Origin of the sequence: Candidatus Nanohalovita haloferacivicina (assembly GCF_029232205.1) — an archaeon.
In the GTDB taxonomy this organism is placed as follows: domain Archaea; phylum Nanohalarchaeota; class Nanosalinia; order Nanosalinales; family Nanosalinaceae; genus Nanohalovita; species Nanohalovita haloferacivicina.
On sequence record NZ_CP107255.1, the window covers coordinates 690,712 to 703,535 of the forward strand.

Here is a 12,824-nt window from a genome sequence, read left to right on the forward strand (position 1 = left end):
AATATGTTATGGAGCTGAGACACTTCTTCTACTTTATAACCATTTTATTTGTCTTCAGCACCTTGTCTACAGCTTCCGGCCCCCAGTCCTACTACAGCTTTAATTCAGAGCAGCTAAATATTCAAGATACCTACAGCAACAATAATATTCAAGGCCTTGCTTCCAGCTTACGTTTTGATGGAGAAGATGACCACATACAGGTTCCTTACTCTGAAAGCATGGATATAAAAGATGAACTGACTATCGCCGGATGGGTTTACCTAGAAAAACACCCTGATCAAACCTCCAACAACGATTACCGACTTATATTCGGCAGATCAAACGGCTACGATCCATACGGCCTCTTACTGGAGGAAAGCTCCACAGGCCTTGTAGGAAGCACATTCTTCAACGGCAGCAGACAGTACGTAGCAGGAGGCATAGATCCAGCTGAAATGGTAGATCAATGGAGCCACGTCGCATTTACGTACGATGCAAATACTGGAAACGGAACAATCTACCTTAACGGATCGATACTAGGCACTGGAATATACGAAACAGGCCAGTTCGATACCTCGACCAAAAACATCCAGTTCACAGAACCAGGCGGGCCTAATGGACACACCTGGAACGGAAAAATGTCGGACATGCGACTTTACAACCGGTCCCTCTCCACAACCGAGATAAACCAGCTTTACGGAGGAAAAAATGTCGAGCAGGACCTGGTTTCCTACTGGCCCATGTTTAACAAAAAAGGGAAAGTATACGACGTAACCGGGCCTAATGACGGTTTCTGGCAGTCATCTTCAACCTCGGGGATACTCAACTTTGATGGTTTTGTGAATGGCTCTTTCAAGGACGGGTCGGAGAAAAATAATCACGGCCTGTACACAGACATGATAGAAGGATCTTTCAGCGGCGCAAACGACGGGACGCTGGATGGGGGACAGAGAACAGGTAGCTTTGATGGCAAAGCCGTAGAATTCAATGGGGCCGGAGATATCGACGTGCCGAACAGTGCCTCGCTGAATTTCAAGGATACAGGCTTCAGTATTTCAGCCTGGTTCAAAACAAACAGCACAAGCATGACTGGATCCTGCTGCCTTTCACACACTATGATTGAGAAGTACGGTAGCGGCCAGGGATACATGCTAGGCATAGCCTACGGAGATACAATCTACGCATCATTTTTCGATGATACTGGGGGAAAATTTGATCCAAGAGCCACACCTCCTTCAGACTTCAAAGACAACAAATGGCATCATGTCGTAGGTGTGAACAACGGTACACACGCCATGCTATACTATGATGGTAGTTTACTTGATACACAGACAGCGAAAAAGACCGACTACAGCAACTCGGACAGTTTAAGAATAGGGAGCGGTTTCAACGGAACAATAGACAACGTCAAAATCTACGATAATGCCTTGGACAAATACCAGGTTAAAGACCTATACAAAGACAGAAGAGAGTTATATGCACAGCAAAAAGCTGAATACAAATTTGAGGGATCCGGGACATCAATTAAAGACACATCCATGATTCAACCTGGCGTATCTGGAGAATCTCTCAGTATCGACGGCGTAAACGACCAAGTCACATTCCCAGAGAACAATGAAATAAACAGATCAATGAACTCGGAAAACTGGACTATCAGCTTCTTCTTCAAACCAAGAGAGTCACTTATCGGAGGAGGCTGGTCTGACTTTATCAACATGCCAACCAAAAACAGCGGAATGTTCCGAATAGAACACAACAAAAACCTGGGAGATGGAATTATAGCCTACTGGTCAATAGACGATGGCACAAATGGCCACAACCCTGCTGACTACATATGCAGCTTCCGAAACCTGGATGAAACAAAATGGTATCATCTAGCAGTTACACTGGAAAGCTCAAATAAAGGAGCAAAATGCTTTGTAGACGGCAAACTCAGCGACGAAGAATCGGCCTCCGCAATGGCAGACCACGAAAAAATCAAGGGAAGCATCAACATTCTCTCAGACACCGGAAAAAGATACAATATAGACTCATTCAAGATCTTCAACACGACAATGAACAGCTCGGAAATACAGAAACTGAGCTATGGCCGAGAACCTTCACAAATTGAACTTAGAGACTTCTCCTTTGACTCCATGCAAAACGACACAGTATACGACACGTCCATGCTGGGACAGGGGAAGAATAGAAAAGGCCTCCACCTGAAAGAAGGCAATGGATACGCATACCTGCCCGATAGCTCAAGTCTATCGCCAAGCGACGAAGTAACAGTTGCTGCATGGATTAAACAGACAGGCACAGCCTCAAGCTCGTACCAGAGAATAACAGATAAAGGATCAGGCCTTACTTACTGGGTTCACGATGGAAATGGAGATACTTGCGTAAGGCTCTCAGCCACGGAATCAGGTGGGAGCGCGCAGACCTGTTTCAATACCAACATTCAGAAAGACAGATGGTACCATCTGGCATTCAGCTACGATTCCGACACCAACGAGACCAAACTTTACCTTAACGGCTCTCTATTTGGAACAAGCACATACTACACAGGCCCGATGTCAGGAAGCGGGTCAGCACTATCAATAGGAAACTCTGGAGGTTCAAGGCCCTGGATTGGAAAAATAGATGAGCTGAAAATTGAAAACGAGGAACTAACTGAAGAAGAAATATCAGACCTTTACAGAAGCGAGAAAGCAGGCCTTGCACAGGAAACTTCCGACCCCGACCCCTCAGACTTCAAATTCGAGAACGGGATCTTCGGCACAGACAGCCTGAGAATTAACTCAGTTGATTCAAGAGTCGAAGGAGAGATATTAAGGCCCGATAAAGGATTTACTGCCTCTTTCTGGGTGTGGAACAGCAACAACTGGGATGAAAACAGGACAATCTGGAAAGACAAAAACAATAGAATAAGGCTGAAATCATACAGAGAACGTGCAGTACTCGAATGGACGGATGGAAACGACATCTATGGACTGAAAAGCCATAAACTTGCATCAGAGAAATGGTATCGGTTTACTACAAGCTACAACAGAACAGAAAACAAATTCTACCTCTATATCGATGGTCGGAAGCAGGATATTCCTGTAAATTATTCTGGAGATATTGAAGTGATGGGAAGGCCTGTCTACACGTCCAGAACGCAAATATTTGGCGGTGATAAAAGAGAGAATTTTGAAGGCCGGATAGACGATGTATTCTTCTTCCGTGAAAGCATAGATCCTGAAATCAGGGATATAGTGCAACTACGATAGCAAATAGGAACGTTAAAATTATGGAGATTCCATTGTAAGTGTATGAAGTGGAGAAAATTACTGCTACCTTGCCCTAAATTTTTAACCACTTCACCATTCTCAAATAGTAAATTGGCCAGTTCAAACCATGAAAACAGATAGAAGAAACTGGAAAACCTTTTTAGCAGTAATATTTATCGCTTTTTCAGCAGTAGCTCTCTCAAACACAGACACCGGACAGATTACAGGCTCATTCACAGAAGCTAATCCTCTGACCGAGGCCTCTACAGTTGGAGGCTCAGAGGCCTCTGCAAACAGTTTAAACGATGACCTGCTGGCCTATTACCGGTTCGATAATCCCAAGATCTCGGAAGGATACAGCATTGAATTTGACGGCGTAGACGATGGAGTGAACTTCGGAGGCCCTATGCCAGACAACCAGGACTTCACATACGCCGCATGGTTCAGAATGGATGATAGCGATGGAGGCCAATTAATCGGTGCGAACGCTCCGTGCTGGACAAGCGCCAACCTTTTCGGCGACGCAGGAAACATGAGCTTCGCCATCAGACAGGGCTCTGGCGGAGAGTGCCCTGCATACACTACTTATCCAGTTTCAACAGGCGAATGGCATCAGGCCACAGGTGTAGCTGACACATCAACCGGAGAAATCAAACTGTATCTTGATGGCCAGCTTGTAGACAGTGATACAGGCTGGAACGGATCTATCGTAGGCGGTCTGGACGAAATAGGAATTGATGAATTTAACGGTCCGGAACAGGCCTTCACCGGAGAAATCACCAATGTCAGAGTGTACAACAGAACATTATCCTCAAATGAGGCCCAGAACCTTTATAGAGGAATACCTGTTTCAAGAGAGGGCCTGAGAAGATTTTACCGGTTCAACGAAGGGCCTGGAGAATGTGATGTAAGTACTCAGACCGCCTGCCTGAAAGATTATTCTCCTGTAGACTACTCAGCCACCCCCACAAACTTCAACGATAACAACTTTGACACTGGCAGCGGATGGCACAGCGACACACCTCTCAACACTCCGCTGATCGATGACCTATCAGGAAACAAGAGGGACGCGGCCTACATGTCTGGAATGAACGGCACTCTAGAGAACTTCGCCACCGAACCCTGGCATCAGACAGATAGTAGAACCGCATTGAACTTCTCAGCAGGAGGCCAGGGCTACGTAAATCTGGCACAGACAGACAGAATCAACCCTGTGATGGATTCATTCTCTATCTCGGTACTTCTGAAGGCCAACTTTTCCTCATCTGATAGCACCTACCCAACAGTATTCCAGACAACAGGAGACGGAAGCATAGGATACTGGGGCCGAGGAACAAGCGACTCCTACTTCAGAATCGACACAAATGAGACAGGAAGAGCAATAACATATTCATATCCCAACGCGATCGAAAACTACACACGAGTAACAGTGGTAGTCGACAGAGAAGAAGACATAGGCTACTTCTACAAGGACAACGAGCTTGTCGGTACCGACGCAGTAGCACCTGACGAAAAAATTGACGTATTCGCAAACAATATGAGAATGGGGTACGACGGTCCTGAAAACGCCAACATATCCCTAGACCAGTTCCTGTGGTGGAGAAAGGCCTTAACAACGGAGGAAAGAGAACAACTATTCAGCGGCGAAGTTCCAAAAGACCAGCTAGTTCTACAGTACGAATTCAACGAAGGAGACCTGAACAAGACATACAACACCGCAGGCCTCTCCAGAAAAGGAATACTGAACAGGAAAGGGTCAAAAAGAGGAACTATTCAGAGAGGGCCTGAAACAGTAGATGTTGGAAACAGCTTCACGGTCTCCGCCTGGAGCGATCTATCAGAGCTCGGAAGCGGAAGAAAACCTGCAAAATCATGCTACACTCTTAAACAGGAAAACCCGAGGACGGCCTCTGGATTTTACTGGATAAAACCTGGAGACACAAAATTCGAGGCCTACTGCGATATGGATCGGCGAGGCGGCGGATGGACAATGCTCATGAAGATTAAAGGCCAGAGCACCACATTTCAGTACGACGCTGCATACTGGGAGAACAACCAGTCACTGAACCTTGGAGAAGTCAACCCACGAGAAAACACCAACACCAAGCTACCGTCATACCACCTTCTCAACGTGACACAGATAAGAGGAGAATTCCCTGAAATAGGCCACAACATGAACGAAACTCTTTCGCAGGCCTCTACAGTCAAAAATCTGTTCTCCACCAAGAAAGTGCTGGGCCACGAAAACAGTTCTGGCAACGTAGGCCAGTACGGCGACTTCGACAAAGACGAGTTCGCATACCAGGACGGATACCAGGACTACGGATACAAACTCAATGGATGCAACAGTCGATCGCGTGTAAGGTGGGGATGGATATGGAACAACGAAGACGACGAGTGCGGAAGTTCAGATGCAGGGGCCGGCATAGGCCTCACAGGAGAAGGCCTTGCAGATCCACTTCAGTCAGGTAGTTGGGCCACCTGTTGCGCCAACACACCAACAGGCAAAACACAGAACGACGGCGATGGAGAAGGAGACTTCCCGAGAAGAGCAATTCTCTGGGCCCGAGAAGACAAACCATCAGACCAGTCAATCACCCGCACCAAGGACAACAACCTCTACACCATAGAAATATCCACAAAATCAGTTAAAGCAGAGATCAAAGGCCAGAGCCAGAACCAGACCATAAGATACACAGGTCCAGTACCACCCGGAAAATTCCACGTATCGCTGAAATATGGCAGCAGCAAGGCCTCACTATACATTGACGGAGAAAAAGTCAAAGAAAAATCAATGACTCTCACACTCCAAGACTACAATACAAAGAGCACAGGCCTGAAATACTCAGGAGAAGTAGATGAATACCGAATATATAACAGAAGTCTCAGTGACTCAGAAATACAGAAACTTTCTTTCCAGTAACTGAGTAATTAGCACCCATTCATCAGCCATTTATAGATTTGTAATATAGACCTTCTAGGGAAGGTATTTTGCAAAAGATAGTGAAACTTGGGGCGTTACTATTCTCACTTTTGATTATGCTCTCTTTTGCACCTTTTGCGCTCTACCAATTAAACCACTTCGGAATGGAAGCTGCTAGACTATATTCTGCCGGCATAGGAGCTGTTGGAACTCTTATCTTAGCTTTCCTTACATTTATGTCCTATATGAGGAGTGAAAGAGAGGATAGGAAACAAATGAAGCAAAATATAAGGCCTTTAGTGATCGATGAGATCTCTGATGTAATAATCCCTTGTATTGAGAAGGTCAAAAAGAATCAAGTAAACCTCAAGAGCAACGATATGGGTCTCCTATACATTGACTATGAGACTTTTAAGGAGTCTAAAACCGCTCACGCAGGCAACGCCCAACTATTAGTCCATAACATAGGTCTTGATAGTTCCGAAGAAGCAATTTATCGTAGATTCAAAGAAAGCAACCCTCAAATTTACTCAAAAATTAGTAAGCATGACGAACTATTGCTAAGATTAATCAGAATAGCCAATTCAATCTATGAAGATCTTGAGAGCAATCTAGAAGAAATTATTGAGTCCAATAATATCAAGAGTTCTTCAGGTGAACTGGTAGAACCCAAGGTTATCGCTGAGGTCTTGATTCAAGCAGATACTAAAATGGGAGACAAGTTTAGAAATAATGTTTGGGAACCTCACAGCGAAGAATTTATCTCCACTATAGCCAAAGCTGACTGCTCAGATAAATTTGACGAACTTGATACACTAAAAGAAGAATATCTCCAGTACCTAAACACTCTTAGGTCTGAACTTTCCAAAAATCAAAATGAGCTCATGTCGGAGTACTGGATATCTAAAGAAGACTTACAGAAAGATAAAAGAAGGCTTCAGAGACCTATTGACCACTACCACATCTAGCTAATTGCTCAAACCAACTGTGAACGTCTTCAAGAGAAAGAACTCAACTTGATAAGACATCCCGGCTCCAGGATTTGAACCTGGGACAAGTCGATCTACAGTCGACCGCTCTGCCAGACTGAGCTAAGCCGGGTAAAGTATGTTGAAAAGGCAGTATAATGTGTAGGCAACCGAATCTTTAAGAGGGTTACTCGGGCCTGAACTCTACCGAGCACTCAGTGGACTGAGACAGTACTTCTTCACCCTGCTTGATCTTTGCAGGCCTTAAAGTGATGCCTCCTTCGACCTCAACCTTTGGCTTGATGTGATACTCAAGCACTCTCTCCTCTCCAGGCTGTAAGGTCTCTACAACCCATTCAAGCCGGGCTCCATCGCTTGTCTGATGTATTTCAGGCTTGGCAACCGGGAAATCCTGTGAAACCGAGGCCAGATCAGGTACAAAGTCAACAACCTTTAGATTTTCAAGAACTTGATCGGAGCTGTTCTGAAGCTCAATTGTTACCTTGACAAAATCGCCATCTCTTCTTGCGGTCTTCAAAACTGTTGCTGTGCGGCCTATCTTCTTCAATAGTACAAGGCCTCCAACAATCAGTAAAATTATCAGGGCTGGCATCCAGTAGTTAACTCTATAATTTATAGAGGCCTTTTCTCCAGGACTCAAGGTATAGTTCCAGGTGTAGATTGTTGAGCTCTGGCCGCTGGCAATGCTGTCAGGCTTCTGATCGTATGCAATGAACGGGGTAACGTATACAGGAACTTCCTCGTCGAAAATCACGACAGCATCTACATTACCTTTGTTTTCCGCGAAAACGGTCTTTGAGAATCCCCAGAGGTTATCTGTTGCATTCTGGCCTTTTGAAATATTCATTACCTCTTCGACCCTGAAAGAGTAGTCATAGCTGTCAACTTCTTCGCCATCTTTCACCACGGTCAGTGAGGGAGAAAGATTTCCAGGAGGATGATTTGCGGGAACATCAAGATCAAAGTTGAAGGTTCTGGACTCTGGAAGCCTTTGAACTGTACCAGGCAGAAGAACTTCTCCCTGCCTCTCCACAGTTTCATTCCCGTAGTCCATGACGACAGAATAGTTATCCAGTCTCTCAGAACCAAGATTTCTTATAGTAATATTAACTCTATTGGATTCTCCAGGCCTTACAGAATCCTTCAAAATAGAACTGGAAACAACATTCAGCTCGGCCCTCTTCTCAACACGGTAATAGCTTGAAACAACCTCGTAATTATTTGTACCTGCCATCCATATCCTTAGATCAAACTCCCAGTTATGCTGAAAGGCATCTACGGAAGGAGTAACAGTAAGATTGATAGTACCATTCTCAGAAGGCTGAAGAGTTACAGGGCCGTCATTAAAAAACCAGTCAAGATTTCCTGCACGTGGAGAAACACGAAAAGACTCTTTTGAAGAATGATTGTTCTGTATTTCTACCTCGAACTTTGCAGGAGACTCTGGAGAGGCCTTACGGTCGACAACATTCAGCGATACCGGGAAAGATACTGCTAGAGAAACGAGAAAAATAGCAGCTATCAGAGGTAAGGCCTTTTTCATGCGAGTAAATTGTGCTCAGAGTTATTTAAAACCGGCCTCTAGATTGTAGTCCTCAGAAAAAGGTCAGAACTATTTTGAGAGCCATAAATCGTCAGCTTCGCCGCTCCGGAAAACCAGATCTATCGGATTTTTTATTTCAGGTTTCCGCTTTCTAGACTATGGATGCAGTAATATTTGACCTGGATGGCGTAGTAGTTAACACAGAACAGTTCTGGAACAAGGCCGAGGAAGAAATATACCTGCAGGCAACCGGAGAGGAAGTAGATGTCAGCGAGTTCGCCGGCATGAGCATCACAAACACCTACAGAGAACTTTCCGAAAAATACGAAATCTCTATCAGCCAGGAAGAATTTTTCCAGCTGTACGAGGAAAAGGCCGATGAAATCTACCAGAAAAAAGCAGAGATAATGCCCGGATTCAAACAACTAGTGAAAGACTTGAGAAGTGAAGGTCTGAAAATAGGTCTTGCAACAGGATCCTACTGGCCTGAAAAAGTTATCGAAAGATTTAATCTTGAATTCGATGCCGTGGTAGACCCGAAGAAATTAGAGGGCAGTGGAAAACCTGAACCAGAAACTTACAGGCTTGCTACCGATAAAATAGGTGTAAAACCTTCAGAATCTGTTGCAGTAGATGATACCTCCCCAGGAACTCAATCTGCAAAAAGCGCAGGCCTCTACTGCATAGGTTATGCAGGATCAGGAGGTAAAGGCCCTGAAGAAGCAGATGAAGTAGTTAAATCTCCTGAAAAGCTGCGTGAAAGACTTTTTGAGCTGATTAAAGAGTAAATCTTTTTATTCAGGCCGGCTCTAATTACCTATTATATGAAGCTAGTTGCAGTTACTGGCTGCCCTACAGGTATTGCGCACAGCCAGATGGCGGCGGAAAGCCTTGAAGAAGCAGTTAAAGATTCTGACGATGAGATAAAAGTCGAGGTACACGGATCCTCAGGCACAGAAAATGTTCTGGAAGATGAAGATATTGAAGAGGCCGATGCAGCAATTGTTGCATCAGACATCTCCGTACCAACAGAAAGATTTGAAGACATGCCCTCTGTACACACTGAAGTTCAGGCCGCTGTAACCGATGCAGAAGCACTTATAGAGAAAGCAAAGGAAGCCGTGGAAAACGGAGAGAACAGAGTTGAATACAAGTCATCGACCAACTCCATGGGCATAATGAAGAAAATCAAGGAGCTGCTACCATAATCACAGCTCTCTAACATCTACTTTCTCAACGTATTCTTCAAAATCCTCCAAATCCGGACTTCCGGTACCAGCAGTCTCCACAACCAAAGTAGCGAACGCCAACGCACGCACTAGACTTTCTCCCTCACCAAGGCCTTCCTCAAGATAAGCAATCATCGCCGAGAGAAGAGCATCTCCAGCACCAGTAGTATCAACAACTTCAGAATCAAGGCCTTCTGCAAAAATACTTTTCTCATCGCTTACAAGAAGAGCTCCTTCAGAACCCAGAGACGCAACCACTATTTCAAAACCATCCTCTCTAAGAGATCTGGCTGCTTCAAAGGCCTCTCCAACAGTCTCAGCTCTCATGCCAGTGGCTTCAGAGAGCTCTTCTCTGTTTGGCTTCGCCATGAAATAGTTCTGTTCCAGCAAGCCAAGCGTATCGCCATGAAGATCCACAACCACCTCTCCATCAACAGCCTTTTCGATACTGTCAATCGCGGAACTGTCAAGGCCTGGCGGAAGACTTCCCGAAATTATAACTTTGTCAGGATTTCTTGATGCAACCTTTTCAATAACTCTGTCAACGGCCTCTTCCTCGGTCTCAGGGCCAGAATGATTGATCTTGTGCTCATTCTCTCCTGCAATAGTAGTATTTATTCTGGTTATACCTCCTTCTGCAAAATCATGGTCGAGACCCAGATTATCCAGCTCATTCCGTATAAATTTTCCGGTAAAACCTCCAAGAAGTCCGGTAGCGATAGCATCATGGCCTAAATCGTTCAAATACGACGCAACATTAATCCCTTTGCCTCCAGCATCGAAATGAGATTCATCTGTACGGATAATATGTTCTTCAGCTAGATTACTATCAACAACATAGGTGTGATCGATTGCAGGATTGAATGTGACAGTCAAAATCATATTCAATAATTGTTCTGCACGGTAAAAAAGGCCCTGCAAAAACCTGTTTAAAAAGTTTATTTTATATACGACTGGAAGCAAATTTCTCACGGGTTATTATGACCTTTTCAAAGGAATCTCTCCAGACTACCAAGGAAAACTTGATGACTGGAGTTTCCTACATGATTCCATTCGTAACAGTCGGAGGAATCTTTCTCGCGTTAGGATTTGCGCTTACACCGACAGAAGCGCTTGAAGCAGGGGAAATAGCCGCGCAAGGTTCGCTCGGCTGGTTCCTTGCACAGATAGGTAACGCAGGACTGGCCCTTATGGTGCCAGTACTCGGAGCCTATGTAGCGTACGCAATCGGTGATAGGCCAGCACTTGCACCAGGATTCATCCTATCCTACCTTCTGCAGCAGGAAAACGTTATGACAGCTGCCGCAGAAGTCATGGGATTCACACAGGCCGCTTCCGGAGACGGAGCGCTTGTAGCAGGATACCTTGGCGCACTGGTAGCTGGTCTGGTAGTTGGTTACGTAGCCAGATATATCAACAATCTGGACGTACCAGATGCCCTTGATTCAATGATGCCAATCCTGATCGTGCCAGTATTCACGACAGCAATTCTGGCGCCCGTACTCCTGCTACTTCTGGGAGTACCTATTGCAGTTGCAAACCAGGCTATGAACGCCTTCCTTGCCTCTATGGGTACAGGACAGGCCGTAGGCTTGGGAGCAGTTATTGGGCTGATGATGGCGTTCGACATGGGAGGACCTGTTAACAAGGTCGCCTATGTCTTCGGTGTGGGCCTTATCGGTGAGGGAGTTACCGGGCCGATGGCCGCAGTCATGGCTGCAGGAATGACACCGCCTCTTGGTATGGCGCTGTCTACATTCTTCGCACCTCAGAAGTACCCTGAAGAGATGTACGAACAGGCCAAATCAGCTACTGTGCTCGGATTCTCCTTCATTACCGAGGGAGCGATCCCGTACGCAGCATCCGATCCAGGCAGGGTTATTCCAAGCCTGATGACAGGATCTGCAGTTGCAGGAGCAGCATCGATGGCTATGGGAGTTACAATGCCTGCACCACACGGAGGTATCTTCGTAGTACCTCTATCAAACAACCCACTAGGATTCCTTGGAGCACTAGCTCTAGGATCAGTGGTAACAGCAGGAATGGTAACACTACTCAAGCCAGATGTAGAGGAAACTTCAGAAGAATAGAAAAACTCAAATACCCATACTTTTCTTCTTTTTTCTTCTCCCTTTCTACAAAAGTTTAAACCGGTACAAACCGAATAAACAACCATATGAGTAGCAAAGCCCTGCAAACACTGATCTCCGAAGAAACAATCGCACTCAACAAGAACTTTGAAAACAAGATAGACGCAATCGAAGGCCTTCTACAACTGATCGACGACCAGGGAAAAGTCAAAGACAGAGACGCAGCACTGGAAGCCCTGAAACAGAGAGAAAAAGAAGCCACAACAGGAGTAGGAAAAGGAATCGGAATTCCGCACTCAAAAACCGATGCAGTAACAGAACCAGTAGCTGCATTCATCAGGGCCGAAAACGGAGTAGACTTCGGCGCAGCCGATGGAGAACCAGCAAAACTACTTTTCATGCTGCTCTTCCCGGAAGGAACCGAAGACGAATACCTTGACGTCCTCAGCAGCATATCCCGATCCCTCATACACGACGACGTACGCGAAAAACTTCTCAACGCAGAAGAACCATCCAGAGTAATGGAAATAATCGAAGAGGAAGTATCAAGATGAAAAGACAGGTAGAAATAGTGCCAGAAGCAGGCCTTCACGCAAGACCGGCCTCAAAATTCGTGGAAACAGCACAGGAATACAACTGCGACCTGAAAATCAGCGACGCAGAAGGAGACGAAGAACCAGTCGATGCAAGAAGCATGCTAGCAGTAACAAGCCTGGGCCTCAAACAGGGCGACAAAATGGAAATCCAGGCAGAGGGAGATGACGCAGAAGAAGCTTTGAACGCACTTGAAGAAATAATCACGACACCAGAGGAATAAAAA

General features: G+C 45.5%; 10 protein-coding genes and 1 tRNA gene. 8 read left to right on the top strand and 3 right to left on the bottom strand.

The window, feature by feature from the left end:
• The first annotated feature begins 8 nt into the window (after positions 1–8).
• The 3 genes from HBNXNv_RS03820 to HBNXNv_RS03830 all read left to right on the top strand — a co-directional run bounded on the left by HBNXNv_RS03820 (position 9) and on the right by HBNXNv_RS03830 (position 7,121).
• Entirely contained in the window at positions 9–3,230 is a 3,222-nt protein-coding gene (locus HBNXNv_RS03820) for a LamG domain-containing protein (RefSeq protein WP_347720361.1), read from the top strand.
• A gap of 127 nt (positions 3,231–3,357) precedes the next feature.
• The gene (locus HBNXNv_RS03825) at positions 3,358–6,153 is read left to right on the top strand and encodes a LamG-like jellyroll fold domain-containing protein (protein ID WP_347720362.1); all 2,796 of its coding nucleotides are present in this window, start codon (positions 3,358–3,360) and stop codon (positions 6,151–6,153) included.
• A gap of 68 nt (positions 6,154–6,221) precedes the next feature.
• Positions 6,222–7,121 (top strand): hypothetical protein, encoded by a 900-nt coding sequence (locus tag HBNXNv_RS03830; protein ID WP_347720363.1) that lies wholly within the window; start codon positions 6,222–6,224, stop codon positions 7,119–7,121.
• A 59-nt stretch (positions 7,122–7,180) separates the two neighbouring features.
• On the opposite strand, the gene HBNXNv_RS03835 is transcribed toward HBNXNv_RS03830, so the two are convergent.
• Positions 7,181–7,254 (bottom strand) — tRNA-Tyr (locus HBNXNv_RS03835).
• A 54-nt stretch (positions 7,255–7,308) separates the two neighbouring features.
• Complete coding sequence (locus HBNXNv_RS03840) at positions 7,309–8,685, bottom strand: COG1470 family protein (RefSeq protein WP_347720364.1); 1,377 nt, start codon at positions 8,683–8,685, stop codon at positions 7,309–7,311.
• A gap of 158 nt (positions 8,686–8,843) precedes the next feature.
• On the opposite strand from HBNXNv_RS03840, the gene HBNXNv_RS03845 reads away from it, so the two are divergent.
• Together HBNXNv_RS03845 and HBNXNv_RS03850 are read left to right on the top strand one after the other, a co-directional pair.
• Positions 8,844–9,473 (top strand): HAD family hydrolase, encoded by a 630-nt coding sequence (locus HBNXNv_RS03845; protein WP_347720365.1) that lies wholly within the window; start codon positions 8,844–8,846, stop codon positions 9,471–9,473.
• 36 nt (positions 9,474–9,509) lie between these two features.
• The gene (locus tag HBNXNv_RS03850) at positions 9,510–9,893 is read left to right on the top strand and encodes a PTS fructose transporter subunit IIB (protein ID WP_347720366.1); all 384 of its coding nucleotides are present in this window, start codon (positions 9,510–9,512) and stop codon (positions 9,891–9,893) included.
• On the opposite strand, the gene HBNXNv_RS03855 is transcribed toward HBNXNv_RS03850, so the two are convergent.
• Entirely contained in the window at positions 9,894–10,796 is a 903-nt protein-coding gene (locus HBNXNv_RS03855) for a 1-phosphofructokinase (protein ID WP_347720367.1), read from the bottom strand.
• A gap of 98 nt (positions 10,797–10,894) precedes the next feature.
• Between HBNXNv_RS03855 and HBNXNv_RS03860 the strand changes: the two genes are divergently transcribed.
• From HBNXNv_RS03860 to HBNXNv_RS03870, 3 genes are all read left to right on the top strand, one after another.
• The gene (locus HBNXNv_RS03860; RefSeq protein ID WP_347720368.1) at positions 10,895–12,004 is read left to right on the top strand and encodes a PTS fructose transporter subunit IIC; all 1,110 of its coding nucleotides are present in this window, start codon (positions 10,895–10,897) and stop codon (positions 12,002–12,004) included.
• Between the two features lie 86 nt (positions 12,005–12,090).
• Positions 12,091–12,558, top strand: coding sequence for a PTS sugar transporter subunit IIA (locus HBNXNv_RS03865; protein ID WP_347720369.1), 468 nt, complete (start codon positions 12,091–12,093; stop codon positions 12,556–12,558).
• Positions 12,555–12,821 carry an HPr family phosphocarrier protein gene (locus HBNXNv_RS03870; protein WP_347720370.1) on the top strand — a complete coding sequence of 89 codons (267 nt, stop codon included), beginning with the start codon at positions 12,555–12,557 and terminating at the stop codon, positions 12,819–12,821. Before HBNXNv_RS03865 ends, HBNXNv_RS03870 begins: the two co-directional genes overlap by 4 nt.
• Positions 12,822–12,824: the final 3 nt, after the last annotated feature.